Origin of the sequence: Pseudomonas resinovorans NBRC 106553, assembly GCF_000412695.1 — a bacterium.
GTDB lineage: Bacteria > Pseudomonadota > Gammaproteobacteria > Pseudomonadales > Pseudomonadaceae > Metapseudomonas > Metapseudomonas resinovorans_A.
This window is the reverse complement of the sequence record NC_021499.1, coordinates 17,540-44,342: the sequence shown is the minus strand read 5'-3', so window position 1 is coordinate 44,342 and position 26,803 is coordinate 17,540. Positions and strand designations below refer to the sequence as shown.

The following is a 26,803-nucleotide window of genomic DNA, read 5'->3' as shown; positions in this document are numbered from 1 at the left end:
GCCCTCCTTGGCCCGTGCGTTATTCGCCGGGTTTCTTCAGCTTGGGATTGGGGAAGAACTGCACCCCCTGCACCTTGGGATCGGCCGGCTTGGACTTGGGCTGGTTGACCCGCGTGCCCAGCTCCTTGGGCACCGACTGGCCCTGGGCGTTGAGGGTGTCGGCATAGCCACAGACGACGCACTCACGGTGCGGCACGCCGTCCTCGTCCCACATCTGGATCTTGTCCATCTCGCTGCACGCCGGGCATACGGCCCCGGCGATGAAGCGTTTCGGCGTAGCGGTCATGCTGCGTCCTCCGACAGGCCGCTATGGCGCAGCAGGGCGTCGATGGACGGCTCGCGGCCGCGGAAGTCGACGAACAGCACCATCGGCTCCTGGGAGCCGCCACGGGCCAGGATGGCCTCGCGGAAGGCGCGGCCGGTGGCTTCGTTGAGCACGCCTTCTTCCTCGAAGCGCGAGAAGGCGTCGGCGGACAGCACTTCGGCCCACTTGTAGCTGTAGTAACCGGCCGCGTAACCGCCGGCGAAGATGTGCGCAAAGCTGTTGGCGAAACGGTTGAACGCCGGCGGACGCATCACCGCCACCTCGCCCCGGATCGCTTCCAGCACGTCCAGTACGCTGCGGCCGTCGCCGTGGGTGGCGTGCAGTTCGAAGTCGAACAGGGAGAACTCCAGCTGGCGCACCATCATCAGGCCGGACTGGAAGTTCTTCGCCGCCAGCATCTTGTCCAGCAGGTCCTGGGGCAGGGCTTCGCCGCTCTGGTAGTGGCCGGAGATCAGCGCCAGGCCCTCGGGCTCCCAGCACCAGTTCTCCATGAACTGGCTGGGCAGCTCCACCGCGTCCCAGGCCACGCCGTTGATGCCGGAGGCGCCGGCATGCTCGACGCGGGTCAGCAGGTGGTGCAGGCCATGGCCGAATTCGTGGAACAGGGTGGTGACTTCATCGTGGGTCAGCAGCGCGGGCTTGTCGCCAACGGCGGGGGTGAAGTTGCACACCAGGTTGGCCACCGGCGCGACCACCTCGCCACGGGCGTTGCGGCGCTTGTCGCGGGCACCGTCCATCCAGGCGCCGCCACGCTTGTTGGCGCGGGCGTAGAGGTCGAAGAAGAAGCGGCCGACGTGCTGGCCGTTCTCGCTGATCTCGAACAGGCGCACGTCCGGGTGCCAGGTATCGAAACCGGACAGCTCGCGGATCTCGATGCCGTAGAGCTTCTGCACGATGGCGAAGAGGCCCGACAGGACCTTGTCCACCGGGAAGTAGGCGCGCAGGGTTTCCTGGGAAATGCTGTAGCGCTGTTCGCGCAGCTTCTCGCCGAAGTAACCCACGTCCCAGCTCTTCAGATCGGCCACGCCCCGCTCGGCGGCAAAGGCCTTGAGCTCGTCCAGGTCCTTGGCGGCAAAGGGTTTGCTGCGCTTGGCCAGGTCCCGCAGGAAGCCCAGGACCTGATCGGTGGACTCGGCCATCTTGGTGGCGAGGCTGAGCTCGGAGAAATGCGCGAAGCCCAGCAGGCGGGCCAGTTCCTGGCGCAAGTCGAGGATCTCGGCCATCACCGGGCCGTTGTCGTTCTGCCCGGCATTGGGCCCCTGGTCGGAGGCGCGGGTGCTGTAGGCGGTATAGACCTCTTCACGCAACGCGCGGTCGTCGGCGTAGGTCATCACCGCGTAGTAGCTGGGGAATTCCAGGCTGATCAGCCAGCCGTCCAGGCCCTTGGCCTCGGCGGCCTGCTTCATCTGCGCCTTGGCCGAATCGGTGAGGCCGGCCAGCACGGCTTCATCCTGGACTTCCTTGGTCCAGGCCTGGGTGGCGTCCAGCAGCTGGTTGGAGAAGCGGCTGCCCAGCTCCGAGAGCTTCATCTGGATTTCGCCGTAACGCTGTTGCTGGTCCGCCGGCAGGTCGATGCCGGACAGGCGGAAGTCGCGCAGGGCGTGTTCGAGGATGGTCTTCTGCGCCACCTCGAAGCCGGCGGCCTCCGGGCCATTGGCCAAGGCCTCGTAGGCCTGGAACAGGGCACGGTTCTGGCCCATTTCGGTCCAGTACTCGGACAGCTTGGGCAGGCAGGCCTCATAGGCGTTGCGCAGCTCGGCGCTGTTGCACACCGCGTTGAGGTGGCTCACCGGGCTCCAGGCGCGACCCAGGCGCTCGCCCAGTTCGTCCAGGGCCTGCACCAGGCCCTGCCAGGTGGGGGCGCCATCCTGGCGCGCCAGCAGCTCGGCGATGGCCGCGCGGTTGTCGGCGAGGATCTGGTCGACGGCCGGTTCGACATGTTCCGGACGAATGGCGGAATAGGGCGGCAGGTCGAAGTCTTGCAGGAGGGGATTGCTCAGCGTCACGGCATTCACCTGTATTCGGGGAGGAGGCGGGCGGCGCGGGGAGACGATACGCAGCCCGAATGCTGGTCATCTTAATTACAATCGGCGCCTGACGCAGCCTCAGGAATAGCTATGAACCCGATCAGAACCTACCAGGGCACCACCCCAGAGCTCGGCGAGCGGGTCTTCGTCGACGCCTCCGCCGTGGTCATCGGCGACGTGCGGCTCGGCGACGACGCCTCGGTCTGGCCCCTGGTGACCATCCGCGGCGACATGCATCGCATCCGTATAGGCGCGCGCACCAGCGTGCAGGACGGCAGCGTGCTGCACATCACCCACGCCGGCCCCTTCAACCCGGACGGCTATCCGCTGGAAATCGGCGACGACGTGACCATCGGCCACAAGGCGCTGCTGCACGGTTGCAAGGTCGGCAGCCGGGTGCTGATCGGCATGGGCAGCATCGTCATGGACGGCGCGGTGATCGAGGACGACGTGGTGCTCGGCGCCGGCAGCCTGGTGCCGCCGGGCAAGCGCCTGGAAAGCGGCTACCTCTATGTGGGCAGCCCGGTGAAGCAGGCCCGCCCGCTGAGCGACAAGGAGAAGGCCTTCTTCACCTACAGCGCGGCGAACTACGTGAAGCTGAAAGACCTGCATATCGCCGAAGGCTACGGAGTCTGATCGATGGATTACCGCAACATCCTCTTCGACCTCGACGGCACCCTCACCGACCCCCGCGAGGGCATCACCCGCTCGGTGCAGTACGCACTCGCCAAGCTGGATATCCACGAGCCCGACCTGGCGAAGCTTGAACACTTCATCGGCCCGCCGCTGCTGCAGTGCTTCATGCAGACCTACTCCCTCTCCGAGGAACGCGCCTGGGACGCGGTGAACCACTACCGCGACCGCTTCAAGGTCACCGGCCTCTACGAGAACCGCGTGTTCGACGGCATCGACGCGCTGCTGGCGCGCCTCGTCGAGCAGGGCCGCACGCTGTACATCGCCACCAGCAAGCCGACGGTGTTCGCCCGCGAGATCGCCCGCCACTTCGGCTTCGACCGGCACTTCAAGCACATCTACGGCAGCGAGCTGGACGGCACCCGCACCAACAAGGTGGAGCTGATCGCCCACCTGCTGGACGAGGAGGGCCTGGCCCCTGCCGACACCCTGATGATCGGCGATCGCAAGCACGACCTGATCGGCGCCAGCCGCAATGGCCTGCACGGGGCGGGGGTGGGCTATGGCTTCGGCAGCCGCGAGGAGCTGCTGGCGGAAGGGCCGGCTCATTACTTCGCCAGCCTGGACGAGTTGAGCCGGGCGTTGGGCTGAAACGCGGAGAAAGGATGTAGGGGCGAATTTATTCGCCAAGGGGTGCGCAGCGCCCCCAATGGCTGAGAGGCAGGCCTCCGGCCTGCTTGGCGATTGAAATCGCCCCCACAGACTTCGTCAGTTGCCGTTGCGCTGATAGATGATCTTCTTGGTGCCGTTTTCGCAGGTGCCGACCACCATGTTCTGGTCCTTCACCTCGGCGTTGGGGACTATTTCCAGGGTGTAGCTGGGCACTCCGGCGGCCTGGATCTTCACCTCGATCTCCTGCTTCAGCTCCTCGCACGGCTTGGGCGCCGCGACGGCGGTGCCCGCCAACGCGCCCAGCACCAGGACTAGCGCAAATCTCATCATCACCCACTCCATTTCCTTGAGGTCCTGGCCCTTTGACTGACGGCCAGCCAGGCAAGTTCTAGCGGTTTGCCATCAGGCTTTCCAGTGCTCGTTCACGTTCCTGCTGGGGGAGTTCACCCAGTTCGTCGACGCGCCGGTAGAAGTCCGCCCAGTCGCCCCCCACCTCGTCGAACAACGCGGAGAAGGCCGGCACCCACAGGTCGTAGAGGCCGAAGGGGAGCAGCTTGGCGTTGTTCAGCGGTCCTTCGATCCAGGCGTCGTAGCGGTTGTAGCCACCCCATTGGCGGTCGCGCAGGGTGCGGTAGTCGTGGCGCAGCCGCTCGAACTCGGCGGCCTTGGCCTGGCGCATGGGCTCGGCCGGCAAGCCGCTGGCGTAGAGCTTCTCCAGGCGTTCACGGCAATCCAGCACCAGGCGGGTGAGGGCGTCGCGCCGCGCGGACGCGGCATCGTCGTGGGCCTCGAGGCCCTGGCTCTGCCGCCATTGGTGCAGGCCCTCGCGCTCGACGAAGCTGGCGAAGGATTCGTTGAACGCGGTATCGCCCGGCACATAGCGCTTCTGGTGGGCCAGCTCGTGGAAGATCAGCGCGACGAGACGGTCGTCGTCCCAGCGCAACATGGTGTTGAGCAACGGGTCGTCGAACCAGCCGAGGGTGGAGTAGGCCTCGACGCCCCCCACCCAGGTATCCAGCCCTTCCTGGTCGAGCAACGCGGCGGCACCCCGGGCGCGTCCCAATTGGTAGTAGCCGCGATAGGCCACGCAACCGGCGATGGGGAAGCAATGGGTTTTCGGCTCCAGGGAGAACTCCGGGGTGGCGAACAGGTTCCACACCACATAGGGCCGCTGGATGTCGGCGTAGACCCGGTAGCTGCCGTTGTCCGGCAGGCCCAGCTGCGTGCTGGCGAACGCGCGCGCCCGCTGGGTGAGGGCCAGGCGCTCGCGCAGCACCTGGGGTTGCTGGGGGTCGTCGATCAGTTCCTGTACCGGCTCGCGGGCCTGCAGCAACGCCAACTGGCCGCTGGCCAGTTGGCCGTAGTAGTCCAGGCTGGAGCAACCGTTCAGCAGCAGGGCGCCCAGCAAGGGAACCGAGGGGCGGCGGATGCGGTCAAGCAACTCGATAAGAAGGGTGGTCGGCATGCCGCGACACTAGCGCATCGGAACCACCAACTGCCATCGACGGAGTCATTCATGCGCCCATTGCTGCTTTCCCTGCCGCTGCTCAGTCTTGGCGGCTGCGCCATGCTGATGCCTGGCCCCAACCCCGACCAGGCCTGGATCGACCTGAAGCCCCAGGATGGCCAGGCCATCCAGGCGAGCCGGGTGGACAACCAGGCCCTGGCGGATTCCCACTACCTACAGGTAACGCCCGGCCACCACGAGCTGGAGGTGCGCCTGGAGTTCGACGTGGGCGGCACCGACATCGGCGAGAACAGCACCAGTTATCGGCGTACCTGCCTGCTCAAGCTGGCCTATGGGGACTTCACCGCTGGCGAGCGCTACCAGCTGGAGGCCGGCGGCATCGGTTTCCGTCCCTGGGCGCGGCTGTACGACGAGCAGAACCGCGAAGTGGCCAAAGCACGGGAAAGCCGCTGCGGCGATGTCTGAACACCCCGCCATGGGGCTATGCTGGCGAGACGTCCCTCACCAGGAGTATCACCATGCGCACGCTGTTGGCCTTGATACTGCTGGCCAGCCTCACCGCCTGCGCCGGCAAGCTGCCCGAACCCGATCCACGACTGGCCTGGATCGACGTGGCGCCACTGCCCGGCGACACCCTCATGGCCAACCGCCTGAACGGCAAGCGCTGGGATGACGGCCGCTTCTTCCAGGTGATGCCCGGCAAGAACGAGCTGGAGCTGCGCTACCAGTTTGAAATCCGCGGCGGCGGCGGAATGTTCGGCGCCGAACCCACGCGCATCACCTGCCACATGATCTTGCGCTACGACGGTTTCGAAGCCGGCCGGCGCTACCGCGTGGAAGCCCGCAACGCCGCCAACCAGCCCAGGGCCTGGCTGCTGGACGACCAGGGCCAGGTACTGGCGCGGCATGAGATATTCCCCCGCTGCGGTCCGTTCTAGGCTCGCTACGAAAAGTGCCTGCGCTTGGTGATGCGTCGTTAAAAATCGGTTCGGAATGCTCATTAACAGCTCGTTAACTCCGCTTCCTCACCGATTTTTTCCTCGCCTGACCTGCGCTCGACGACTTTTCGTACGGACCCTAATCCCGCAGGCTGGCCAGGATGTCGAAGGCGCGCAGCCGGTGCTCGTGCTGGTAGAGGTCGCAGGTGAAGATCAGCTCGTCGGCGTCGGTCTGGTCCAGCAGCACCTGCAGGCGCGCGCGGATCTTCTCCGGCCCGCCCACCATCGACATCGCCAGGAAACTGCCCACCGCCTCCTTCTCATGGGGCAGCCAGCGGCCCGCCATGCTCTCCACCGGCGGGCGCAGCACCAGGCTTTCGCCACGGATCAGCGCCAGCACCCGCTGGAACACGGTAGTCGCGAGGAACTCCGCCTCTTCGTCGGTGGGAGCGGCCACCAGGGGTACGCCGAGCATCACATAGGGCTTGTCGAGCACCGCCGAAGGGCGGAAATGATTGCGATAGACACGGATCGCCTCGTGCATGTAGCGCGGCGCGAAGTGCGAGGCGAAGGCATAGGGCAAACCTTTTTGCCCCGCAAGCTGGGCGCTGAACAGGCTGGAACCGAGCAGCCAGATCGGCACGTTGGTATCCATCCCCGGCATGGCGATCACCTGCTGCCCCGGCTGGCGAGGGCCGAGCAGGGCTTCCAGTTCTTCCACGTCGCGGGGGAAATCATCGGCACTGCCCAGGCGATCGCGGCGCAAGGCCCGCGCGGTGAAGTGGTCGGCGCCGGGGGCGCGTCCCAGGCCCAGTTCGATGCGGCCCGGATAGAGGCTGGCGAGGGTGCCGAACTGCTCGGCGATCACCAGCGGCGCGTGGTTGGGCAGCATGACCCCGCCCGAACCCAGGCGGATGCTGGAGGTACCTCCAGCCAGGTAGGCCAGCAGCACGGCAGTGGCCGAGCTGGCGATGCCTTCCATGTTGTGGTGCTCGGCCACCCAGAAGCGCGAGAAGCCCAGGCGCTCGACGTGGCGCGCCAGCTCCAGGGAGTTGTGCAGGGCCTGGGTTGCGCCACCGTGGTCGCGGACGGGCGCGAGATCGAGGACGGAGAAGGGCAGGTTGGAAAGGGCAGACATGGGCAAGACCTTGGCAGGGGACAGGTGCGGGACCTAATCCGAGTGAATCAGTAGGTCTTACTCTAGGGATTGCCGCTGCGGGCCGCTAGAAGGCACTTTTCGGTAACCAGGGCACCAGAAAGTAAGGATCGGGCCGGCGCATGGCGCCGGCCCAGGGATGGCGCGCGATCATTTGCGCTGGTAGACGACTTCCTTGCTGCCACCCTCGCAGGTACCCACCACCTGCATGCCACCGCCGGCCCCCTTCTCGACGATCTCCAGACTGTAGGAGGTGACGCCCTTGGCCTGGAGCTTGGCGTCGATTTCCGCCTTGAGCTCCTCGCAGGGTTTGACGGCGGCGAAGGTCGAACCGGCCAGGGCGAACAGGCCGAGGCCCAACAACAGTTTCTTCATGGATAACGCTCCCTCGTGATGAATGAACGGCCCGGTTGGCGAGCCATCCGCCCCCGCCTGGTTCCAGCGAGGCCGAGGACGAATGGCCAGAGCCTAACCCAAATGGACAAGGGAGCCGAATCTCAACTGTCGCTGATGCGGAAACCTATCTTCAGCGTCACCTGGTAGTGCCCTACCCGGCCGTTCTCGATATGCCCTCGAGTCTCCACCACCTCGAACCAGTCCATGTTGCGAATCGTCCGCGACGCTTCGGTGACGGCGTTGTTGATCGCGTCATCGACGCTGTTGCGCGAGGTGCCGACTATCTCGATCAGTTTGTAGGTGCGGTGGTCACTCATGGCGTATCTCCTTGTGGCAGGGCGAAAGAGCGCCTCAGCAAGGCTAGCCAAGAAAGTCGCTATCGGCTTGTCAGCTGCTGACGCAGCCAGTGGGCCAGGCGCTCGGCGCGGCGGTCGAGCTGGCGGGCCGGCACCCAGAGCGCCAGGCGCGCCGGGGTCTCGACGAAGCCCCAGGGGGCGACCAGGCGGCCAGAGGCGAGCTCGTCGGCCACCAGTTGCTGCGGGGCGATGGCCACCCCGAGCCCGGCCACTGCCGCTTCCAGCAGGTAGTAGAGGTGCTCGAAGCCCTGGCCGAGGCGCAGTCGGCCGTCGTCCAGACCCTGGGCCCGCGCCCACTGCGGCCAGGCCTGGGGACGCGACACCGTGTGCAGCAGGACTTCCTCCAGCAGCGCCTCTGGCGCGGCGGCGGCCAGCGCGTCGTGGCGGGCATAGCGCGGGCTGAGCACCGGGCCGATGGACTCGGCGGCCAGCTCGAACACCCGCATGTCCGCCGGCCAGGGCGGCGCGGCGAAGCACAGGGTGGCGTCGACGCCAGGGCGGCGCGGGTCCAGCTCGCCTTCGCTGGCGGAAAGCTGCAGGCGCAGTTCGGGCAGTTCGCGGTTGAGCCGGTCCAGGCGCGGGATGAACCAGCGCGCCAGCAGGCTGCCCGGGCAACCGAGGACAAAAGGCGCGTCCTCGCTGCGCTTGGCGAGGTCGGCGCAGACGCTGCGCAGGCGCTCGAAGGCCTCACCGCTGGCATCGCGCAGGCGTTCGCCGGCATCGGTGAGTTTTACGCCACGGCCATCCTTGCTGAACAACGCGACGCCCAGGGTTTCCTCGAGCAGGCGCACCTGCCGGCTCACGGCACCGTGGGTAACGTGCAGCTCCTCCGCCGCACGGCTGATGCTCTCCAGCCTGGCGGCAGCTTCGAAGGCGCGCAGTGCATTGAGCGGGGGCAGCTCTCGGCTCATGGAAATATGTGAGTTTTACTGACAGGTAATAGCAATCTAATCGCTTTTCCGCCACGCGGCCAGGGGTAAAATGGCCGCCATCGGATACCACTCCCAGGAGTTCCACCATGACTTCACTGCGCACCGGCCCGGACGCCAAGGGCCTGTTCGGCTCCTTCGGCGGCCAATACGTCGCCGAAACCCTGATGCCGCTGATCCACGACCTGGCCCGCGAATACGAAGCCGCCAAGGACGATCCGGAATTCCAGAAGGAGCTGGCCTACTTCCAGCGCGACTACGTCGGCCGCCCGAGCCCGCTGTACTTCGCCGAACGCCTGACCGAGCACTGCGGCGGCGCGAAGATCTACCTCAAGCGCGAAGAGCTGAACCACACCGGCGCGCACAAGATCAACAACTGCATCGGCCAGATCCTCCTGGCCCGGCGCATGGGCAAGAAGCGCATCATCGCCGAGACCGGCGCCGGCATGCACGGCGTGGCCACCGCCACCGTGGCCGCGCGCTTCGGCCTGCAGTGCGTGATCTACATGGGCACCACCGACATCGATCGCCAGCAGGCCAACGTGTTCCGCATGAAGCTGCTGGGCGCCGAGGTGATCCCGGTCACCGCCGGCACCGGCACCCTCAAGGACGCAATGAACGAAGCCCTGCGCGACTGGGTGACCAACGTCGACAGCACCTTCTACCTGATCGGCACCGTGGCCGGCCCGCACCCTTACCCGGCCATGGTCCGCGACTTCCAGGCGGTGATCGGCAAGGAAACCCGCGAGCAGCTGCAAGCACAGGAAGGGCGCCTGCCCGACAGCCTGGTCGCCTGCATCGGCGGCGGCTCCAATGCCATGGGCCTGTTCCACCCCTTCCTCGATGACAAGAGCGTCGCCATCGTCGGTGTCGAAGCCGCCGGCCACGGCATCGAGACCGGCAAACACGCGGCCAGCCTGAACGGCGGCGTACCCGGCGTACTGCACGGCAACCGTACCTTCCTGCTGCAGGATGAGGACGGCCAGATCATCGACGCCCACTCGATCTCCGCCGGCCTGGACTACCCCGGCATCGGCCCGGAACACGCCTGGCTGCACGACATCGGCCGCGTCGAGTACACCTCCATCACCGACCACGAAGCCCTGGACGCCTTCCACCAGTGCTGCCGCCTGGAAGGCATCATCCCGGCGCTGGAGTCCTCCCACGCACTGGCTGAAGTATTCAAGCGCGCGCCGAACCTGCCCAAGGACCACATCATGGTGGTCAACCTGTCCGGCCGTGGCGACAAGGACATGCAAACCGTGATGCACCACATGCAACAGGAGCACAAGGCATGAGCCGCTTGCAGACTCGCTTTGCCGAACTGAAACAGCAGAACCGCGCTGCCCTGGTGACCTTCGTCACCGCCGGCGACCCGGGCTACGACGCGTCCCTGGCGATCCTCAAGGGCCTGCCGGAAGCCGGCGCCGACGTGATCGAACTGGGCATGCCCTTCACCGACCCGATGGCCGACGGCCCCTCCATCCAGCTGGCCAACATCCGTGCCCTGGGCGCCAAGCAGAACCTGGCCAAGACCCTGCAGATGGTTCGCGAATTCCGTAGCGGCAACCAGAGCACCCCGCTGGTGCTGATGGGCTACTTCAACCCCATCCACTACTACGGCGTGGCGCGCTTCATCGAAGACGCCAAGGAAGCCGGCGTGGATGGCCTGATCGTGGTCGACCTGCCACCGGAACATAACGAGGACCTCTGCCACCCGGCCCAGGCCGCAGGCATCGACTTCATCCGCCTGACCACCCCGACCACCGACGACCAGCGCCTGCCGACCGTGCTCGATGGCAGCTCCGGCTTCGTCTACTACGTCTCGGTGGCCGGCGTCACCGGTGCCGGCTCCGCCACCCTGGAGCACGTGCAGGAAGCCGTCGCCCGCCTGCGTCGCCACACCGACCTGCCGGTTGCCATCGGCTTCGGCATCCGCACCGCCGAACACGCGGCGAACATCGCCCGCCTGGCCGATGGCGTGGTGGTGGGTTCCGCCCTGGTGGACCAGATCGCCAACGCCCAAACGCCTGAGCAAGCAGTGGATGGCGTGCTCAGCCTCTGCAAGACCCTCGCCGAAGGCGTGCGCAACGCCCGCGCCTGATTCGCGCCCGCAGTACGAAAAAAGCCGCTGTCCCGAAAGGGCAGCGGCTTTTTCATGGGCGGACATTGGACCCGTAGGATGGGTAGAGCGGAGCGAAACCCATGCGGACGTGCGCGGGATTCGATGGGTTTCGCAGGCTCGCGGAACGCCGCCCGCCCCATCCTACGAGCTGGGTCCTTACAGCTCGTACTCGATCTCTCCGTCTTCCAGGCAGGACAGGTCCAGCGGCCGTATCGCGCCCATCCACATGGGGTAGTCGCGGTGGTCGCGCAGGTCGCTGCCGGTGATGGGGTGCACCAGCACCGTGAGGCCGTCGCGGTGCAGCGCCAGCCAGGGGATCACCTCGCCGAACAGCTCGGGCTTGAAGGCCAGCTGGCAGCTCCAGTCCGGGTGGGGGCCCACGGGTTTCTCGTGGACGCGGCCCATCTTCAGAGGGAAGCGCCGCGCGGCTTCCTCGCAGAGCTCGCGAGCCTGGTCGAGGCTGGCGGCATCGAAGTAGACGTGGGCGTGGAAGCCCTTGATACGGGGCGTGGGGGTCATATGGCGATTCCTTCACGATGCCGGATGAGCTGGGCCTGGCGGGTCTCGTCGCCCAGCTCCTGCTGCAACCAGTCGACGAAACAGTTCATCAGCCGCGCGCGGCGCTTGCGTTCCGGCTGCACCAGGTAGTAACCCAAGTCCGAACGGACGCTGCTGTCCAACAAGGGTACCAGCAGGCCCTGGTCGAGCAGGTCGTCCACCAGGTAGCGCCAGCCGATGGCCACGCCCTGGCCGGCGATGGCGGCCTGGATCAGCAGGGTGTAGTTGTCGAAGCGCAGCATGCCCGAACCGGGGGGTTGGGCGATCCCCAGTTCGCGGAACAGCCCGTTCCAGTCGAACCAGCGGGTGCGCACCTCGGGTTTCAGATGCAGCAGCGGCAACTCGGCCAGCGCCGCCGCCGGCAACGGCTGCTCGCGCCCGGCCAGCAGGCGCGGACTGGCGACGGGGAAGACCTCCTCGCGGAACAGCAGCAACGCCTCGCCATGCTTGAAGCGGCCGTCGCCGAAGGCGATGGCGATATCCACATCCGAGCGCAGCATGTTCATGGTGCGATCGCTGGTGACGATGCTGACGTCGATCTCCGGGTTGGCCTCGTGGAAGCGGTGCAGGCGCGGCATCAGCCAGTAGGCGGCGAAGGCGAAGTCGGTGGCCACCTGCAGCACCTCGTGCTGGCGCCGCGAACCGATGGCGTCGAGACCGGCGTTGATCGCCTGCAGCCCCTCCTGCACATGGAGCAGCAGCAGGCGGCCGGCGTCGGTCAGCTCGATGCCGCGATAGACCCGATCGAAGAGCCGGGTGGCCAGCTGCTTTTCCAGGCGCTGGATCTGCTGGCTCACCGCCGGCTGGGTGGTGCCCAGCTCCACCGCGGCGGCGGTGAAACTCAGGTGACGGGCGGCGGACTCGAACACCCGCAGCAGGTCCAGGGACAGTTCAGCGTGCAGTTCTGCCATAAGGTTTGCTTATCCGAGTCATGTTCCACCGTGCGGTTTACCGGGTGGATATCTGGCGCAATCATCGAAGCCAGCACTTTCGCATAATTCGACAATATGGATAAGCGAACGATGAAACGCCCCAATATCCTCTTCATCATGGCCGACCAGATGGCCGCGCCGCTGCTGCCCTTCTACGCCCCTTCTCCGATCAAGGCACCCAACCTCTCACGGCTCGCCAGTGAGGGCGTGGTGTTCGACTCGGCCTACTGCAACAGCCCGCTCTGCGCGCCTTCGCGCTTCACCCTGGTGAGCGGCCAGCTGCCGTCGAAGATCGGCGCTTACGACAACGCCGCCGACTTCCCCGCCGACGTCCCCACCTACGCCCACTACCTGCGCCGCCTGGGCTACCGCACCGCGCTGTCCGGCAAGATGCACTTCTGCGGCCCCGACCAGTTGCACGGCTACGAAGAACGACTGACCAGCGATATCTACCCGGCGGACTACGGCTGGGCGGTGAACTGGGACGAGCCGGACGTACGCCCGAGCTGGTACCACAACATGTCGTCGGTGCTGCAGGCCGGTCCCTGCGTGCGCACCAACCAGCTGGATTTCGACGAGGAAGTGGTGTTCAAGGCCCGCCAGTACCTCTACGACCATGTGCGCGAAGGCGACGGCCAGCCGTTCTGCCTGACGGTGTCGCTGACCCATCCCCACGACCCCTACACCATCCCGGCGGAGTACTGGGACCTGTACCGCGACGAGGACATCGAACCACCCCGCGTGCAGTTCGCCGATGCCGAACAGGACCCGCATTCCCAGCGCCTGCTCAAGGTCATCGACCTCTGGGGCAAGCCGCTGCCGCCGCACAAGGTGCGTGATGCCCGTCGCGCCTACTACGGCGCCTGCAGCTACGTCGACGAACAGGTCGGCCGACTGCTCAAGACCCTGGCCGACTGCGGCCTGGACCAGGACACCATCGTCGTCTTCTCCGGCGACCACGGCGACATGCTTGGCGAGCGCGGCCTCTGGTACAAGATGCACTGGTTCGAGATGGCCGCCCGCGTGCCGCTGCTGGTGCATGCGCCGAGCCGCTTCCGCGCTGCGCGGGTGAGCCAGTCGGTGTCCACCGTCGACCTGCTGCCCACCCTGGTGGAGCTGGCGGGTGGCGCGCTGGAACCCGGCCTGCCGCTGGATGGCCGTTCGCTGCTGCCGCACCTCGAAGGGCAGGGTGGCCACGACGAGGTGCTCGGCGAGTACATGGCCGAGGGCACCACCAGCCCGCTGATGATGATCCGTCGCGGCCCCTACAAGTTCATCTACTCGGAGCAGGACCCCTGCCTGCTCTTCGACCTGGCCAACGACCCGCAGGAGCTGGAAAACCTCGCCCCGTCGCCAGACCACCAGGCCCTGCTGGCAGACTTCCGGGCGGAGGCCCGCGCCCGCTGGGACATCCCGACGATCGCCGCCGCCACCCTGGCCAGCCAGCGCCGCCGCCGCTTCGTCGCCGAGGCCCTGGGCCAGGGCAAGCTGGCGAGCTGGGACCACCAGCCCTTCGTCGACGCCAGCCAGCAGTACATGCGCAACCACATCGACCTGGACGACCTGGAACGCCGCGCGCGCTTCCCCCAACCCTGAGGAACCAAGGCATGAAGACGATCAATACGATGCTCGCCGCCGCCGCGCTGCTGGGCGGCCTGACCTTCGAGGCCCAGGCGGAGGACGCCAGTTGCGCCACGGTGAAGCTGGGCGATCCGGGCTGGAGCGACATAGCCGTCACCAACGGTGTGGCGCGCTTGCTCCTCGATGGCCTGGGCTACCGCACGGAAACCCCGACCCTGGCGGTGCCGATCATCTTCGCCGGGTTGCACAAGGGGCAGATCGACGCCTTCCTCGGCAACTGGATGCCGGCGCAACAGAGCAACTACGACAAGTTCGTCGCCGCCGGCAGCGTCGACAAGCTGGCGCAGAACCTCGGCGGCACCGAGTACACCCTGGCTGTGCCGCGCTACGCCCATGACGCGGGGGTGAAGTCCTTCGCCGACCTGGACAAGTTCGCCGACAAGTTCGACAAGACCCTCTACGGCATCGCCTCCGGCTCCCCCGCCAACGAGTCGATCCGGCAGATGATCGCCAAGGACGAGTTCGGCCTCGGCGACTGGAAGCTGGTGGAGTCCAGCGAGCAGGCGATGCTGGTGCAGGTGGGCCGGGCGGTGAAGCGCGACCAGTTCGTGGTCTTCCTCGGCTGGACCCCGCACCCGATGAACGTGCAGTACGACATGGCCTACCTCAAGGGCGGCGAAAAGTACTTCGGCGAGAGCGGCAGCGTGAACACCCTGGCGCGCAAGGGTTACGCCGAGCAGTGCCCGAACGTCGGCAAGCTGCTGGGCAACCTGCAGTTCACCCAGGAAATGGAGAACGCCGTGATGAACCAGGTGCTCAACGGCAACACCAGCAACGACGCGGCCATCAAGGCCTGGCTGAAAGCCAACCCGGCGGTGGTCGAAGGCTGGTTGCAGGGCGTCACCACCCGCGATGGCGGCGACGCCGTGGCGGCGGTGCAGGCGAAGCTCTGACGCGGATCGTTCGCACAATCTCTGTAGGGGCGAATTCATTCGCCAAGCAGACTGAAGGTCTGCCGGGAAGTCCCTGGGCCCGCTTCGCGGCCCTTGGCGAATGAATTCGCCCCCACAAGAGCACCAGGCGATCGATGAAACTCCACAACCTCTTCCCCTTCCTCACCTGGCTACCGGGCGTGCGAGCGCCCGGCCTTGGCCGCGACGCGATGGTGGGGCTGACCGGCGCCATCCTCGCCCTGCCGCAGTCCATCGCCTATGCGCTGATCGCCGGCCTGCCGGCGGAGTACGGGCTCTACGCGGCGGTGGTGCCGGTGATGGTCGCCTGCCTCTGGGGCTCGTCGAAACACCTGATCTGCGGGCCGACGGCGGCCATCTCGGTGGTGCTGCTGGCCAGCGTCAGCCCGCTGGCCCTGCCCGGCAGCCAGGAGTACATCGCCCTGGTGCTGCTGCTGACCTTCCTCGCCGGCGCCTTCCAGTGGCTGCTGGGATGGCTGCGTTTCGGCACCCTGGCCAACTTCGTCTCACAGTCGGTGGTGCTCGGCTTCAGCCTGGGCGCGGCCCTGGTGATCGCCCTAGGCCAGGTCCCCAACCTGCTCGGCCTGGCCAACCTGGAAGGCCGCGCCACCGCCTGGCAGAGCGCGCTGCAGCTGGCCGACCATGTCCGTGAGCTGCACTGGCCGTCGCTGCTGGTGGCGGCTGTGACCCTCGGCCTGTCGATGCTGGTGCGCTGCCTGTGGCCGCGCCTGCCGGCGCTGCTGATCGGCCTGGTGGGCGGTAGCCTGCTGGTGCTGGCCCTGCCCGGACTCTTTGCCGAGGTCGCGCGGGTACAGCCCTTCAGCGGCAGCCTGCCACCGCTCGCCGCGATCCGCTTCGATGCCGAGGACCTGCTGCGCCTGCTGCCCTCGGCGGTGGCCTGCGGCCTGCTCGGCCTGGTCACCAGCCTGTCCATCGCCCGCGCCCTGGCCAGCCAGTCGCGCCAGCTGCTGGACGCCAACCAGGAGGCCCGTGGCCAGGGGCTGTCCAACCTGATCGGCGCCTGCTTCTCGGGTTACCTCTCGGCGGGCTCCTTCACCCGCTCCGGCTTGAATCTCCAGGCCGGCGCGCAGTCGCCCCTGGCCGGGGTGTTCTCGGCGCTCTGGGTAGCGCTGTTCGCCCTGCTGGGGGCAAGTCTGATTGCCCATATCCCGCTGCCGGCCATGGCCGCGAGCATCCTGCTGATCTGCTGGGGGCTACTGGACGGGCGTCGCCTGCGCCAACTCTGGCGGGTCAGCCGGGCGGAGTTCGCGGTGATGGCGCTGACCTGCGCCGCCACCCTGCTGCTGGAACTGCAGACGGCCATATACGCCGGGGTGCTGGCGTCGCTGTTCTTCTACCTCAAGCGCACCTCAAAGCCACGGGTGCATCAGGCCCATGAGGGGGATGCCGAGGTGTTGCGCATCGAAGGCTCGATCTTCTTCGGCGCCTGCCCTTACCTGCAGAAGCTGATCCAGCGCAGCCGCGCCGGGCGCCTGGTGCTGGATGCGCACCATGTGAACTTCATCGACTACGCCGGGGTAAGCATGCTGCATGAAGAAGCGCGGCGCCTCGGCGGGGAGGGCCGCAGCCTGGTGCTGCGCCGCGCCCGGCCGCAGGTGGAGCGGGAGCTGCGCAAGCTGGAGGGAGAGGGCAGTGGGCTGTTGATCGAGGGGAGCAATCCGTAGGAGCGAGCGCTGCTCGCGAAGGCTGTTCGCGAGCAGCGCCTACGGACCTGGGAGGGGAATAAAGATCAGCCCTGGGCCAGTTGGCGGCGCAGCTCGGCGAGCACCGGAGCGCTGTCCGGCAGCACGCCGCGCCAGAGCAGGAAGGCTTCTGCGGCCTGCTCCACCAGCATACCGAGGCCATCCAGGGTACGCAGCGCGCCGTGCTCGCTGGCCCAGCGGTTGAAGGCGGTCATTTCCTTGCCGTACATCATGTCGTAGCAGACCGTGTGGCCCGGCTGGATCAGGCTCGGCGAAATGGGCGGCAGGTCGCCGGACAGGCTCGCCGAGGTGCCGTTGATGATCAGGTCCACCGGCTCCTCCAGCCAGTCGAAACCGCTGGCGGACACCGGGCCCAGGTCGGCGAACAGCCGGGCCAGGTCCTCGGCCTTTTCCACGGTGCGGTTGGCGATCACCAGGGCCGCCGGCTTCTCGGCCAGGATCGGCTCGATCACCCCGCGTGCGGCACCGCCGGCACCCAGCAGCAGGATGCGCTTGCCGGCCAGGGTCAGCCCGGCGTTGCGGATGAGGTCGCGCACCAGGCCGGCGCCGTCGGTGTTGTCACCCAGCAGGCTGCCGTCGTCGAGCTTCTTCAGGGTGTTCACCGCGCCGGCGCGCTGGGCGCGGGCGCTGAGGCTGCCGGCCAGCTGGTACGCCTGCTCCTTGAAGGGCACGGTGACGTTGCCGCCCTTGCCGGTGGCGAAGAATGCCCGGGCGCAGCCGCTGAAATCGTCCAGGGGCGCGAGCACGGCTTCGTAGGTCAGCCGTTCGCCGGTCTGCTCGGCGAACAGGCGGTGGATCAGCGGCGACTTGCTGTGGCCGATGGGGTTGCCGAAGACGCAGTAGCTGTCCATCAGAGGCCCGCCTCCGTCAGCCAGTCGCGGTCCTTGAGGAAGTACTCGGTGAGGCGCGCCTCCTCGCTGCCGGGCTCGGGCTTCCAGTCATAGCCCCAGCGCACGTGGGGCGGCAGGGACATGAGGATGGATTCGGTACGGCCGCCCGATTGCAGGCCGAACAGGGTGCCGCGGTCGAACACCAGGTTGAACTCCACATAGCGGCCACGACGGAAGGCCTGGAACTCGCGCTGCTGCTCGTTGAAGGGAGTGTCCTTGCGCTTGCGCAGGATCGGCAGGTAGGCCGCAAGGTAGGCGTCGCCGATGGCGCGCATGAAGGCGAAGCTGGTGTCGAAGTCCCACTGGTTCAGGTCGTCGAAGAACAGGCCGCCGATGCCGCGCGGCTCGTTGCGGTGCTTCAGGTGGAAGTAGCGGTCGCACCATTCCTTGTAGCGCGGGTAGACGTCCGCGCCGAAGGGCGCGCAGGCATCGCGGGCCACCTTGTGCCAGAACACGCAGTCTTCTTCCTGCGCGTAGTAGGGGGTCAGGTCGAAGCCGCCACCGAACCACCACACCGGCTCCTCGCCTTCCTTCTCGGCGCAGAAGAAGCGCACGTTGGCATGGGAGGTGGGCACGTGGGGGTTTTCCGGGTGGATCACCAGGGACACGCCCAGGGCCTGGAAGCCACGGCCGGCCAGTTCCGGGCGATGGGCGCTGGCCGAGGGCGGCAGGCTGCTGCCGAACACATGGGAGAAATTCACCCCGCCTTTCTCGATCAGCCCGCCGTTCTCGATCACCCGGGTACGGCCGCCGCCGCCAGCGGGACGGGTCCAGGCGTCCTCGATGAATTCGGCCTTGCCGTCTTCGGCCGCCAGGGCGGCGCAGATGCGGTCTTGCAGATCGAGCAGATAGGCCTTCACGGCCTCGATACGGTCAGTCACGTAATCAACCTTGGCAGCGGGGGGTGGCGGAAAAATGAGCAGGCAAGCATACCACCGCCAGACCCCCGCCGTGGCTTGACGGGAATCAAGCCGAAGCGTTGGATGGGAGCTTTTCCGACCAGGAGGTTGCAAGCATGGCCAAACGCATCCAGTTCTCCGCCTATGGCGGGCCGGAAGTCCTCGAATACGCGGACTATCAGCCGACGGAACCGGGACCGCAGGAAGTACGGGTGCGCAATCGTGCGGTCGGCCTGAACTTCATCGACACCTACTACCGCAGCGGCCTCTACCCGGCGCCGGACTTCCCCACCAGCCTCGGCACCGAGGGTGCGGGCGAAGTGGAAGCGGTGGGCAGCGCGGTGACCCAGTTCAAGGTGGGCGACCGCGTCGCCTATGCCACCGGCCCCCTGGGCGCCTACAGCGAACTGCACGTATTGCCGGCGGACAAGCTGGTGCGCCTGCCGGAAGGCATCAGCTTCGAGCAGGCCGCGGCCATGATGCTCAAGGGCCTCACGGTGCAATACCTGCTGCGCCAGACCTTTGAGCTCAAGGGCGGCGAGACCATCCTCTTCCACGCCGCCGCCGGTGGCGTGGGCCTGATCGCCTGCCAGTGGGCGCGCGCCCTGGGGGTGAAGCTGATCGGTACCGTCAGCTCGGCGGAGAAGGCGGCGCTGGCCAAGGCCAACGGCGCCTGGGCGACCATCGACTACAGCCATGAGAACGTTGTGCAGCGGGTGCTGGAACTCACCAACGGCGCCAAGTGCCCGGTGGTCTACGACTCGGTGGGCAAGGACACCTGGGAAACCTCGCTGGACTGCGTAGCCCCGCGCGGGCTGATGGTGAGCTTCGGCAACGCCTCCGGGCCGGTGAGCGGGGTGAACCTCGGCATCCTCGCGCAGAAGGGCTCGCTCTACGTCACCCGGCCGACGCTGTTCGGCTACGCCAGTACGCCGGAGCGCCTGCAGGCCATGGCGGATGAGCTGTTCGCGCTAATCGCCGACGGCCACATCAAGGTGGAGATCAAGCAGCGCTTCGCCCTGGCCGACGCGGCCAAGGCGCATACCGCCCTGGCCAGCCGGCAGACCACCGGTTCGACCGTGCTTATCCCCTGAGTACCCGACCGCTGGCCAGGTCGCGGATCACGCTGGGATTGCGCCGCCCGCCGAGGGCGCCACCCAGCACCGCGTCCAGCTCTTCGCCGAAGTACTGCTGCACCCGCAGGCGCGAGTAGGCGGAAGGACGGCCAGAGGGGTTGGCGGAAGTGGAGATCAGTGGCCCGGTGAGGGCGCAGAGGTCGCGCACCAGCGGGTGGTCGCTGACGCGCAGGGCGACGCTGTCGTGCTGGCCGGTTACCCACTCCGGCAGCAGGTTCTGGTGCGGCACCAGCCAGGTGTTGGGGCCGGGCCAGCTGCTGGCGAGACGGTCGATCCAGGCGTCCGGCAGGCCTTCGAGGAGGAAGTCGAACTGGCGGATATTGTCCGCCACCAGGATCAGGCCCTTGTCCACGGGCCGCTCCTTGAGCGCCAGCAGGCGGTACACCGCATCTTCGTTCCAGGGATCGCAGCCCAGGCCCCAGACCGCCTCGGTCGGGTAGGCGATCACGCCACCCTCGCGCACTACCCGCGCCACTTGCTGCACCCGCCAACTGCTGACCATCGCCTACTCCCACAAGACCTGTTCGGCAAAGTGTACAGGGCTCAACCCCGACGATGCACCCAACAGCCGGCCTCGCGGGCGACGCGTCCGCGCAGCTCGAGATCGGTGAGTTCGGCGAGCAGTCGCGGCAGCTCCCAGCCGCTGGCGGCGGCCAGTCCCTCGCTGCTGTAGGGCGCCGCGCGCAGCAGCGCCAGCAAGGGGTGGGCCTCATGTTGCGGCGCTTCGGCAGGGGCCTCCGGCGCCATGGCCTGCCAGCCGCGCAAGGCCTGGAGTATGTCGTCGATGCGTTCCACCAGGGTGGCGCCTTCGCGGATCAACTGGTTGCAGCCCCGCGCGCCAGGGTGATGGATGGAACCGGGAATGGCGTACACCTCGCGACCCTGTTCGGCGGCCAGGCGCGCGGTGATCAACGAGCCGCTTGACGGACTGGCTTCCACCACCAGCACGCCGAGGGACAGGCCGCTGATGATGCGGTTGCGGCGGGGAAAGCTGGCCGCCATCGGCGGGCAGTCGAGGGGCAGCTCGGACAGCAGCGCGCCACCTTGCTCGCCGATTCGCGCCGCCAGGCCACGGTGTCGATTGGGGTAGATGTGTTCCAGCCCGGTGCCGAGCACCGCGACAGTCCCACCCCCGGCCTCCAGCGCCCCCAGGTGGGCCGCGCCATCGATGCCGAGCGCCAGGCCGCTGGTGACCACGAAGCCGCCGCCAACCAGGCTGCGGGCGAAGGCCCGGGCGGTGTCCAGCCCGGCCGCCGAGGCCCGCCGGCTGCCGACGATGGCCAGCTGCGGGCGCTCCAGCAGGCTGGGGTCGCCGGCGACGTAGAGCAGCGGCGGCGCATTGGCCGTTTCGGCAAGCAGGGCGGGATAGTCGGGAGCGTCCCAGCACAGCAGGTGCTGGCCGGGCTGCTTCAGCCAGCCCAGGGCGCGCGCCGCGGCATCGCGGATCTGCGGGCTGCGCCGGGGTTCGGCGCAGGCGGCCGGCAGGCCAAGGGCTCGCCAGGCGGAGGCGGGCGCACTGAGGGCGGCGGAGGCGCTGCCGAAGGCTTCGATCAGGCGGCGGAAACGGGCGGGGCCGAGTTCGGGGAGGTGGTGCAGACGCAGCCGTGCTTCCAGCTCGGCGGGGGAGATTGGTGGCATGTCGATCGGTCCATGATCGCGCCGCCATTGCGGCAGGACAGCCACCAATACAACAAGCCCCCGCGATGCGGGGGCCTGGAGGTGTTACGGGTTATGTACCTTGTCCATCACCGCCAGCTGCCGCGTGGCCGCCAGCACCAGGCCGTAGCTGAGCTTGTCGTAGGTGCGGAACACCATCAACAGGCCGGCGCGCTCGTCCGGGATCTTGATGAACTCATCGGTGATGCGGTCGCGCACGGTTTCACCGGTCTTGTAGACCGCCAGCACGTTGCCTTCCACCAGGCCGTCACGCTTGCCCTTGTTGATGGTGACCACGTCGAACTGGCCAACCTGGGTCACGCCACGGGGCACATCGAGGATCACGCCGCTGATGTCGCGATCCGGGGCGCTGGGCATGAAGGTGGAGTTGATCGGGCGTTCCTCGGTGGGGAACAGGCGATCGCCCAGGCGCACTTCCTCGGTGGAGCGGGACAGTTCCAGGGTGGCGATATCGCCCTCGTCGGCAACCATCTCGCCGCTGCCGATATCGTTGGCGTTGATCCCCAGGAACTCCTTGGTGTCCGGGTCCACGTAGGTGCGGCCCTGGCGGAAGATGCCGTAGGCCGGCTGATCCTGGGAGAAGTTGCCGCGGGCGTAGACCCGGTCACCGGCGCCGCTGACCACGCGCTCGGCATTGCCGGCGACGATGTAGGGCGCGGAATCGAACTGGCTGGCCTCGTCGACGATGCGGTTTTGCAGCAGGAAGGCGTTGATAGCCTCCAGCGGGATTGCCGGAATCGCCTCGGCCATCGGCGTGCTGCGCACCTGCGGCGACAGCTTGATGGTGCCGCGGGACGCGCCGCGGTTCAGCATCAGGCGAGGTTCGCCACCTACGTAGACCAGGCTCAGCACATCACCCGGGAAGATCAGGTGCGGGTTCTCGATCTGCGGGTTGGCGTGCCAGATTTCCGGCCACTTCCACGGCTTGGTCAGGAACTTGCCGGAGATGTCCCATAACGTATCGCCCCGAACCACTGTATAGCGCTCCGGATACCCAGCCTTGAGTTCCACCGCGGCCTGGGTCAGCCCACTGGCGGCCAGGAGCAGCAGGGCGAGTAGTGATTTCCTCATGCGGTGAATCCCTTTATTATGTCCATTCACATGAAACGCCCTGAGAGCCGCCCCAACCGGGCTCTGTAGCCGTTTTTCGATGCTGCTCACCATCTTAGCAGCGGATTTTCAACTTATTCCACAAGTGCATCACAAACGCATATGGCGATTCTGAACATTCTCGAATTCCCCGATCCGCGCCTGCGCACCATTGCCAAACCCGTGGATGTGGTCGACGACTCCATTCGCACGCTGATCGACGACATGTTCGAAACCATGTACGCCGCACCAGGCATCGGCCTGGCCGCAACCCAGGTGAACGTGCACAAGCGCGTGGTGGTGATGGACCTCTCGGAAGACAAGTCCGAGCCGCGGGTCTTCATCAACCCCGAGTTCGAGTCCCTCACCGAGCAGATGGACCAGTACCAGGAAGGTTGCCTGTCGGTACCCGGCTTCTACGAGAACGTCGACCGGCCGCAGAAGGTCAAGATCAAGGCCCTGGACCGCGATGGCCAGCCCTATGAGCTGATCGCCGAGGGCCTGCTCGCCGTGTGCATCCAGCACGAGTGCGACCACCTCAACGGCAAGCTCTTCGTCGACTACCTGTCGTCCCTCAAGCGCGACCGCATCAAGAAGAAGCTGGAAAAGCAGCACCGCCAGCAGGCTTGATCCCCATCCCAAAGGCTTGCCCCGGCAAGCCTTTTTCTTTAGCGAGTACCCATGACTGAGCCACTGCGCCTCGTCTTCGCCGGCACCCCGGAGTTTGCCGCGGAGCACCTCAAAGCCTTGCTGGACTCCCGCCACCAGGTGATCGCCGTCTACACCCAACCGGACCGCCCGGCCGGCCGTGGCCAGAAGCTGATGCCCAGCCCGGTCAAGCAACTGGCCCTCACCCATGGCGTACCGGTGCTGCAGCCGCCGACCCTGCGCGACCCGGCGGCCCAGGAAGAACTCCGTGCCCTGGGCGCCGACCTGATGGTAGTGGTGGCCTACGGGCTGATCCTGCCCCAGGTGGTGCTCGACACCCCGCGCCTGGGCTGCATCAACAGCCATGCCTCGCTGCTGCCGCGCTGGCGCGGCGCCGCGCCCATCCAGCGTGCGGTGCAGGCGGGCGACGCGGAAAGCGGCGTGACCGTGATGCAGATGGAAGCGGGCCTGGATACCGGCCCCATGCTGCTCAAGGTGACCACCCCGATCGCCGCCACCGATACCGGCGGCAGCCTGCACGACCGCCTCGCCCAGCTCGGCCCGAAGGCCGTGCTCGAAGCCATCGAGGGCCTGGCCGCCGGCACTCTCGAGGGTGAAGTGCAGGACGATACCCTGGCCAACTACGCCCACAAGCTGAACAAGGACGAAGCGCGCCTGGACTGGAGCCGCCCGGCCGTGGAACTGGAACGCCTGGTGCGCGCCTTCAACCCCTGGCCGATCTGCCACAGCAGCCTCGACGGCGAGCCCGTGAAGGTACTGTCCGCCGCCCCGGGCGAAGGCAAGGGCCAGCCCGGGCAGATCCTCGCCGCCAGCAAGGAAGGCCTGACCGTGGCCTGTGGCGACGGCGCCCTGCTGCTCACCCGCCTGCAATTGCCGGGTGGCAAGCCGCTGAATTTCGCCGATCTCTACAACAGCCGCCGCGAGCAGTTCACTGCGGGCAAGGTGCTGGGCGCATGAACCCACGCCTCGCCGCCGCGCGCGCCCTGGCCGCCGTACTGTCCGGCAAGGCCTCCCTGGGTGGCAGCCTGCCGCCCCAGCTGGACAAGGTCGATCCCCGCGACCGCGCCCTGGCCCAGGACCTGGCCTTTGGCGCGGCACGTTGGCAACCACGCCTGGCGATGCTCGCCGAGCGCCTGCTGCAAAAGCCCTTCAAGGCCGCCGACAGGGATGTGGAAGCCCTGTTGCTGGTGGGGCTCTACCAGCTGTTCTACACCCGCATTCCCGCCCATGCCGCCATCGGCGAAACCGTCGGCTGCTCGGAAAAACTGAAGAAGCCCTGGGCCAAGGGCCTGCTCAACGCCGTGTTGCGCAACGCCCAGCGCCAGGGCGAAGCCATCTTCGCCGAACTGGAACGCGACCCGGCGGCGCGCACCGCTCACCCGCGCTGGCTGCAGAAGGCCCTCAAGGCCGCCTGGCCGGAGCATTGGGAAGCGGTCTGCGCCGCCAACAACGCCCACCCGCCGCTGATCCTGCGGGTCAACCGCCGCCACGGCAGCCGCGACGCCTACCTCGCCGAGCTGGAGCAGGCCGGGATCAAGGCCGAGCCCTGCAGCTACAGCCGCGATGGCATCCGCCTCGCCGAAGCCTGCGACGTGAAGACCCTGCCCGGCTTCGCCGAAGGCCGCGTCAGCGTGCAGGACGAAGCCGCGCAACTGGCCGCCGACCTGCTCGAACTGGCGCCCGGCCAACGGGTGCTGGACGCCTGCTGCGCCCCCGGCGGCAAGACCTGCCACCTGCTGGAAGCCGAGCCCGGCCTGGCCGAAGTGGTTGCGGTCGACCTCGAGGAAAGCCGCCTGGTGCGGGTCCGCGAGAACCTCCAGCGACTGGGCCTGGAAGCACGCCTGATCGCCGCCGATGGCCGCGACACCGCCCGCTGGTGGGACGGCAAGCCCTTCCAGCGCATCCTGCTGGACGCGCCCTGTTCAGCCACCGGCGTGATCCGCCGTCATCCGGACATCAAACTGACCCGCAAACAGGAAGACATCCCCGCCCTGGCGCAGCTCCAGGGCGAGTTGCTGGACGCCCTCTGGCAGACCCTGGAAGTGGGCGGCGTGCTGCTGTACGCCACCTGCTCCACACTGCCCATGGAAAACAGCGACAACATCGCCGCCTTCCTCGCCCGCACCCCGGGTGCCCGCGAGCTGGACATCCCGGGCCCCTACGGCCTGAAGCAACCCCATGGCCGCCAGTTGCTGGCGCAGGAAGACGGCCATGATGGTTTCTACTATGCCAAGCTGATCAAGATCGCCGCCTCAGCGCGCGGCTAACGGAGTTAGCAGTGAAGATCATCATTCTCGGCGCGGGTCAGGTGGGTGGCACCCTGGCCGAACACCTGTCGGGCGAGGCCAACGACATCACGGTGGTGGACACCGACGGCGACCGCCTGCGCGACCTCGGCGACCGCCTCGACATCCGCACGGTGCAGGGTCGCGGCTCCTTCCCCACGGTACTGCGCCAGGCCGGCGCCGACGACGCCGACATGCTGGTGGCGGTGACCAACAGCGACGAGGTGAACATGGTCGCCTGCCAGGTGGCCTACACCCTGTTCCACACCCCGACCAAGATCGCCCGGGTGCGCGAAGCGGCCTACCTGACCCGCACCGGCCTGTTCGACAACGAAGCCATCCCGGTGGACGTGCTGATCAGCCCCGAGCAGGTGGTCACCAACTACATCAAGCGCCTGATCGAGTACCCCGGCGCCCTGCAGGTGATCGACTTCGCCGAGGGCAAGGCCCAGCTGGTAGGCGTCAAGGCCTACTACGGCGGCCCGCTGGTGGGCCAGGAACTGCGCCAGATCCGCGAGCACATGCCCAACGTGGATACCCGCGTGGCGGCCATCTTCCGCCGCAACCGGCCGATCCTGCCCAAGGGCGATACCGTGATCGAGGCCGACGACGAAGTGTTCTTCATCGCCGCCAAGGCGCACATCCGCGCCGTGATGAGTGAGCTGCGCCGCCTGGAAGACAACTACAAGCGCGTGGTGATCGCCGGCGGCGGGCATATCGGCGAACGCCTGGCCGAGGCCATCGAGAGCCGCTACCAGGTGAAGATCATCGAGATGAACCCGGCGCGCTGCCGCCATCTCTCGGAAGTCCTCGACAGCACCATCGTGCTGCAGGGCAGCGCCTCCGACCGCGACCTGCTGGTGGAAGAGAACATCAACGATGCCGACATCTTCCTGGCCCTGACCAACGACGACGAGGCCAACATCATGTCCTCGCTGCTGGCCAAGCGCCTGGGCGCGCGCAAGGTGATGACCATCATCAACAACCCGGCCTACGTGGACCTGGTGCAGGGCGGCGACATCGACATCGCCATCAGCCCGCAGCTGGCGACCATCGGCACCCTGCTGACCCACGTGCGCCGCGGCGACATCGTCAGCGTGCACTCCCTGCGTCGTGGCGCGGCCGAGGCCATCGAAGCCATCGCCCACGGCGACGCCAAGTCGAGCAAGGTGGTGGGCAAGATGATCGAGGACATCGTCCTGCCGCCGGGCACCACCATCGGCGCCATCATCCGCGACGAGGAAGTGCTGATCGCCCACGACGACACCGTGATCGAATCCGGCGACCATGTGATCCTGTTCCTGGTGGACAAGAAGTACATCCGCGATGCCGAGCGGTTGTTCCAGGTGGGCCTGACCTTCTTCTGA

Annotated in this window: 29 protein-coding genes; 14 read left to right on the top strand and 15 right to left on the bottom strand. The window is 67.2% G+C overall.

The window, feature by feature from the left end; all coding sequences use genetic code 11:
• Positions 1–19 precede the first annotated feature (19 nt).
• Together PCA10_RS00225 and prlC are read right to left on the bottom strand one after the other, a co-directional pair.
• Positions 20–286 carry a YheV family putative zinc ribbon protein gene (locus tag PCA10_RS00225; protein ID WP_016489989.1) on the bottom strand — a complete coding sequence of 89 codons (267 nt, stop codon included), beginning with the start codon at positions 284–286 and terminating at the stop codon, positions 20–22.
• On the bottom strand, positions 283–2,331 hold the full coding sequence (prlC, locus tag PCA10_RS00220) for an oligopeptidase A (protein ID WP_016489988.1): 2,049 nt from the start codon (positions 2,329–2,331) through the stop codon (positions 283–285). Before prlC ends, PCA10_RS00225 begins: the two co-directional genes overlap by 4 nt.
• Positions 2,332–2,442: 111 nt before the next feature.
• Between prlC and PCA10_RS00215 the strand changes: the two genes are divergently transcribed.
• Positions 2,443–2,988, top strand: a complete 546-nt coding sequence (locus PCA10_RS00215; protein WP_016489987.1) for a gamma carbonic anhydrase family protein — start codon at positions 2,443–2,445, stop codon at positions 2,986–2,988.
• A gap of 3 nt (positions 2,989–2,991) precedes the next feature.
• Positions 2,992–3,636: an HAD family hydrolase gene (locus tag PCA10_RS00210; protein ID WP_016489986.1), complete on the top strand. Its 645-nt coding sequence runs from the start codon at positions 2,992–2,994 to the stop codon at positions 3,634–3,636.
• Between the two features lie 117 nt (positions 3,637–3,753).
• Here PCA10_RS00210 and PCA10_RS00205 read toward each other — a convergent pair whose 3' ends face one another.
• Together PCA10_RS00205 and PCA10_RS00200 are read right to left on the bottom strand one after the other, a co-directional pair.
• Positions 3,754–3,987, bottom strand: a complete 234-nt coding sequence (locus PCA10_RS00205) for a DUF1161 domain-containing protein (RefSeq protein WP_041770063.1) — start codon at positions 3,985–3,987, stop codon at positions 3,754–3,756.
• A 58-nt stretch (positions 3,988–4,045) separates the two neighbouring features.
• Positions 4,046–5,122, bottom strand: a complete 1,077-nt coding sequence (locus PCA10_RS00200) for an aminopeptidase (RefSeq protein WP_016489984.1) — start codon at positions 5,120–5,122, stop codon at positions 4,046–4,048.
• Between the two features lie 51 nt (positions 5,123–5,173).
• Here PCA10_RS00200 and PCA10_RS00195 point away from each other — a divergent pair, with 51 nt between their 5' ends.
• Both PCA10_RS00195 and PCA10_RS00190 read left to right on the top strand, forming a co-directional pair.
• Positions 5,174–5,590: a PA0061/PA0062 family lipoprotein gene (locus tag PCA10_RS00195; RefSeq protein ID WP_016489983.1), complete on the top strand. Its 417-nt coding sequence runs from the start codon at positions 5,174–5,176 to the stop codon at positions 5,588–5,590.
• 53 nt (positions 5,591–5,643) lie between these two features.
• Complete coding sequence (locus tag PCA10_RS00190) at positions 5,644–6,063, top strand: PA0061/PA0062 family lipoprotein (protein ID WP_016489982.1); 420 nt, start codon at positions 5,644–5,646, stop codon at positions 6,061–6,063.
• 139 nt (positions 6,064–6,202) lie between these two features.
• Here the strand turns inward: PCA10_RS00190 and PCA10_RS00185 are convergent, their stop codons facing one another.
• The 4 genes from PCA10_RS00185 to PCA10_RS00170 all read right to left on the bottom strand — a co-directional run bounded on the left by PCA10_RS00185 (position 6,203) and on the right by PCA10_RS00170 (position 8,882).
• The gene (locus PCA10_RS00185) at positions 6,203–7,201 is read right to left on the bottom strand and encodes an LLM class flavin-dependent oxidoreductase (protein ID WP_016489981.1); all 999 of its coding nucleotides are present in this window, start codon (positions 7,199–7,201) and stop codon (positions 6,203–6,205) included.
• Between the two features lie 168 nt (positions 7,202–7,369).
• On the bottom strand, positions 7,370–7,594 hold the full coding sequence (locus PCA10_RS00180) for a DUF1161 domain-containing protein (RefSeq protein WP_016489980.1): 225 nt from the start codon (positions 7,592–7,594) through the stop codon (positions 7,370–7,372).
• Positions 7,595–7,716: 122 nt separating this feature from the next.
• The gene (locus tag PCA10_RS00175) at positions 7,717–7,932 is read right to left on the bottom strand and encodes a dodecin (protein WP_016489979.1); all 216 of its coding nucleotides are present in this window, start codon (positions 7,930–7,932) and stop codon (positions 7,717–7,719) included.
• Positions 7,933–7,991: 59 nt separating this feature from the next.
• On the bottom strand, positions 7,992–8,882 hold the full coding sequence (locus tag PCA10_RS00170) for a LysR family transcriptional regulator (protein WP_016489978.1): 891 nt from the start codon (positions 8,880–8,882) through the stop codon (positions 7,992–7,994).
• A gap of 107 nt (positions 8,883–8,989) precedes the next feature.
• Between PCA10_RS00170 and trpB the strand changes: the two genes are divergently transcribed.
• Together trpB and trpA are read left to right on the top strand one after the other, a co-directional pair.
• Positions 8,990–10,198: a tryptophan synthase subunit beta gene (gene trpB / locus PCA10_RS00165; protein WP_016489977.1), complete on the top strand. Its 1,209-nt coding sequence runs from the start codon at positions 8,990–8,992 to the stop codon at positions 10,196–10,198.
• Complete coding sequence (gene trpA / locus PCA10_RS00160) at positions 10,195–11,004, top strand: tryptophan synthase subunit alpha (RefSeq protein ID WP_016489976.1); 810 nt, start codon at positions 10,195–10,197, stop codon at positions 11,002–11,004. Before trpB ends, trpA begins: the two co-directional genes overlap by 4 nt.
• 177 nt (positions 11,005–11,181) lie before the next feature.
• On the opposite strand, the gene PCA10_RS00155 is transcribed toward trpA, so the two are convergent.
• Together PCA10_RS00155 and PCA10_RS00150 are read right to left on the bottom strand one after the other, a co-directional pair.
• The gene (locus tag PCA10_RS00155) at positions 11,182–11,544 is read right to left on the bottom strand and encodes a DOPA 4,5-dioxygenase family protein (protein ID WP_016489975.1); all 363 of its coding nucleotides are present in this window, start codon (positions 11,542–11,544) and stop codon (positions 11,182–11,184) included.
• Positions 11,541–12,494 (bottom strand): choline sulfate utilization transcriptional regulator, encoded by a 954-nt coding sequence (locus PCA10_RS00150; RefSeq protein WP_016489974.1) that lies wholly within the window; start codon positions 12,492–12,494, stop codon positions 11,541–11,543. Before PCA10_RS00150 ends, PCA10_RS00155 begins: the two co-directional genes overlap by 4 nt.
• 111 nt (positions 12,495–12,605) lie before the next feature.
• Here PCA10_RS00150 and betC point away from each other — a divergent pair, with 111 nt between their 5' ends.
• From betC to PCA10_RS00135, 3 genes are all read left to right on the top strand, one after another.
• A complete protein-coding gene (gene betC / locus PCA10_RS00145) occupies positions 12,606–14,111 on the top strand; it encodes a choline-sulfatase (RefSeq protein ID WP_016489973.1) in 1,506 nt (501 codons plus the stop codon).
• A 29-nt stretch (positions 14,112–14,140) separates the two neighbouring features.
• Complete coding sequence (gene choX / locus PCA10_RS00140; RefSeq protein WP_016489972.1) at positions 14,141–15,049, top strand: choline ABC transporter substrate-binding protein; 909 nt, start codon at positions 14,141–14,143, stop codon at positions 15,047–15,049.
• A gap of 134 nt (positions 15,050–15,183) precedes the next feature.
• Entirely contained in the window at positions 15,184–16,752 is a 1,569-nt protein-coding gene (locus PCA10_RS00135) for a SulP family inorganic anion transporter (RefSeq protein WP_016489971.1), read from the top strand.
• A gap of 65 nt (positions 16,753–16,817) precedes the next feature.
• On the opposite strand, the gene aroE is transcribed toward PCA10_RS00135, so the two are convergent.
• A complete protein-coding gene (gene aroE / locus PCA10_RS00130) occupies positions 16,818–17,642 on the bottom strand; it encodes a shikimate dehydrogenase (RefSeq protein WP_016489970.1) in 825 nt (274 codons plus the stop codon).
• Positions 17,642–18,562, bottom strand: coding sequence for an oxygen-dependent coproporphyrinogen oxidase (gene hemF, locus PCA10_RS00125; protein WP_016489969.1), 921 nt, complete (start codon positions 18,560–18,562; stop codon positions 17,642–17,644). The genes aroE and hemF overlap by 1 nt, the downstream gene beginning before the upstream one ends.
• A 134-nt stretch (positions 18,563–18,696) precedes the next feature.
• Here hemF and PCA10_RS00120 point away from each other — a divergent pair, with 134 nt between their 5' ends.
• A complete protein-coding gene (locus tag PCA10_RS00120) occupies positions 18,697–19,674 on the top strand; it encodes an NADPH:quinone reductase (RefSeq protein ID WP_016489968.1) in 978 nt (325 codons plus the stop codon).
• On the opposite strand, the gene tsaC is transcribed toward PCA10_RS00120, so the two are convergent.
• The 3 genes from tsaC to PCA10_RS00105 all read right to left on the bottom strand — a co-directional run bounded on the left by tsaC (position 19,664) and on the right by PCA10_RS00105 (position 22,464).
• Positions 19,664–20,218, bottom strand: coding sequence for an L-threonylcarbamoyladenylate synthase type 1 TsaC (tsaC, locus tag PCA10_RS00115; protein WP_016489967.1), 555 nt, complete (start codon positions 20,216–20,218; stop codon positions 19,664–19,666). The two genes, PCA10_RS00120 and tsaC, sit on opposite strands and share 11 nt — an antisense overlap.
• Positions 20,219–20,259: 41 nt before the next feature.
• Positions 20,260–21,354: a DNA-processing protein DprA gene (dprA, locus tag PCA10_RS00110; RefSeq protein ID WP_016489966.1), complete on the bottom strand. Its 1,095-nt coding sequence runs from the start codon at positions 21,352–21,354 to the stop codon at positions 20,260–20,262.
• 84 nt (positions 21,355–21,438) lie between these two features.
• Positions 21,439–22,464, bottom strand: coding sequence for a LysM peptidoglycan-binding domain-containing protein (locus PCA10_RS00105; protein ID WP_016489965.1), 1,026 nt, complete (start codon positions 22,462–22,464; stop codon positions 21,439–21,441).
• A gap of 141 nt (positions 22,465–22,605) precedes the next feature.
• On the opposite strand from PCA10_RS00105, the gene def reads away from it, so the two are divergent.
• The 4 genes from def to trkA are packed head-to-tail and all read left to right on the top strand — an operon-like array spanning position 22,606 to position 26,803.
• Positions 22,606–23,112 carry a peptide deformylase gene (gene def / locus PCA10_RS00100; protein ID WP_016489964.1) on the top strand — a complete coding sequence of 169 codons (507 nt, stop codon included), beginning with the start codon at positions 22,606–22,608 and terminating at the stop codon, positions 23,110–23,112.
• Between the two features lie 51 nt (positions 23,113–23,163).
• Entirely contained in the window at positions 23,164–24,108 is a 945-nt protein-coding gene (gene fmt / locus PCA10_RS00095) for a methionyl-tRNA formyltransferase (protein WP_016489963.1), read from the top strand.
• Entirely contained in the window at positions 24,105–25,418 is a 1,314-nt protein-coding gene (gene rsmB / locus PCA10_RS00090; RefSeq protein ID WP_016489962.1) for a 16S rRNA (cytosine(967)-C(5))-methyltransferase RsmB, read from the top strand. The genes fmt and rsmB overlap by 4 nt, the downstream gene beginning before the upstream one ends.
• 11 nt (positions 25,419–25,429) lie before the next feature.
• Complete coding sequence (trkA, locus tag PCA10_RS00085) at positions 25,430–26,803, top strand: Trk system potassium transporter TrkA (RefSeq protein ID WP_016489961.1); 1,374 nt, start codon at positions 25,430–25,432, stop codon at positions 26,801–26,803.

Bases quoted from the DNA above. Each gene is read 5' to 3' on its own strand.
- PCA10_RS00225 (WP_016489989.1), bottom strand. From the start codon at position 286: ATGACCGCTACGCCGAAACGCTTCATCGCCGGGGCCGTATGCCCGGCG.
- PCA10_RS00215 (WP_016489987.1), top strand. From the start codon at position 2,443: ATGAACCCGATCAGAACCTACCAGGGCACCACCCCAGAGCTCGGCGAG.
- PCA10_RS00210 (WP_016489986.1), top strand. From the start codon at position 2,992: ATGGATTACCGCAACATCCTCTTCGACCTCGACGGCACCCTCACCGAC.
- PCA10_RS00205 (WP_041770063.1), bottom strand. From the start codon at position 3,987: ATGATGAGATTTGCGCTAGTCCTGGTGCTGGGCGCGTTGGCGGGCACC.
- PCA10_RS00200 (WP_016489984.1), bottom strand. From the start codon at position 5,122: ATGCCGACCACCCTTCTTATCGAGTTGCTTGACCGCATCCGCCGCCCC.
- PCA10_RS00195 (WP_016489983.1), top strand. From the start codon at position 5,174: ATGCGCCCATTGCTGCTTTCCCTGCCGCTGCTCAGTCTTGGCGGCTGC.
- PCA10_RS00190 (WP_016489982.1), top strand. From the start codon at position 5,644: ATGCGCACGCTGTTGGCCTTGATACTGCTGGCCAGCCTCACCGCCTGC.
- PCA10_RS00185 (WP_016489981.1), bottom strand. From the start codon at position 7,201: ATGTCTGCCCTTTCCAACCTGCCCTTCTCCGTCCTCGATCTCGCGCCC.
- PCA10_RS00180 (WP_016489980.1), bottom strand. From the start codon at position 7,594: ATGAAGAAACTGTTGTTGGGCCTCGGCCTGTTCGCCCTGGCCGGTTCG.
- PCA10_RS00175 (WP_016489979.1), bottom strand. From the start codon at position 7,932: ATGAGTGACCACCGCACCTACAAACTGATCGAGATAGTCGGCACCTCG.
- PCA10_RS00170 (WP_016489978.1), bottom strand. From the start codon at position 8,882: ATGAGCCGAGAGCTGCCCCCGCTCAATGCACTGCGCGCCTTCGAAGCT.
- trpB (WP_016489977.1), top strand. From the start codon at position 8,990: ATGACTTCACTGCGCACCGGCCCGGACGCCAAGGGCCTGTTCGGCTCC.
- trpA (WP_016489976.1), top strand. From the start codon at position 10,195: ATGAGCCGCTTGCAGACTCGCTTTGCCGAACTGAAACAGCAGAACCGC.
- PCA10_RS00155 (WP_016489975.1), bottom strand. From the start codon at position 11,544: ATGACCCCCACGCCCCGTATCAAGGGCTTCCACGCCCACGTCTACTTC.
- PCA10_RS00150 (WP_016489974.1), bottom strand. From the start codon at position 12,494: ATGGCAGAACTGCACGCTGAACTGTCCCTGGACCTGCTGCGGGTGTTC.
- betC (WP_016489973.1), top strand. From the start codon at position 12,606: ATGAAACGCCCCAATATCCTCTTCATCATGGCCGACCAGATGGCCGCG.
- choX (WP_016489972.1), top strand. From the start codon at position 14,141: ATGCTCGCCGCCGCCGCGCTGCTGGGCGGCCTGACCTTCGAGGCCCAG.
- PCA10_RS00135 (WP_016489971.1), top strand. From the start codon at position 15,184: ATGAAACTCCACAACCTCTTCCCCTTCCTCACCTGGCTACCGGGCGTG.
- aroE (WP_016489970.1), bottom strand. From the start codon at position 17,642: ATGGACAGCTACTGCGTCTTCGGCAACCCCATCGGCCACAGCAAGTCG.
- PCA10_RS00120 (WP_016489968.1), top strand. From the start codon at position 18,697: ATGGCCAAACGCATCCAGTTCTCCGCCTATGGCGGGCCGGAAGTCCTC.
- tsaC (WP_016489967.1), bottom strand. From the start codon at position 20,218: ATGGTCAGCAGTTGGCGGGTGCAGCAAGTGGCGCGGGTAGTGCGCGAG.
- dprA (WP_016489966.1), bottom strand. From the start codon at position 21,354: ATGCCACCAATCTCCCCCGCCGAGCTGGAAGCACGGCTGCGTCTGCAC.
- PCA10_RS00105 (WP_016489965.1), bottom strand. From the start codon at position 22,464: ATGAGGAAATCACTACTCGCCCTGCTGCTCCTGGCCGCCAGTGGGCTG.
- def (WP_016489964.1), top strand. From the start codon at position 22,606: ATGGCGATTCTGAACATTCTCGAATTCCCCGATCCGCGCCTGCGCACC.
- fmt (WP_016489963.1), top strand. From the start codon at position 23,164: ATGACTGAGCCACTGCGCCTCGTCTTCGCCGGCACCCCGGAGTTTGCC.
- rsmB (WP_016489962.1), top strand. From the start codon at position 24,105: ATGAACCCACGCCTCGCCGCCGCGCGCGCCCTGGCCGCCGTACTGTCC.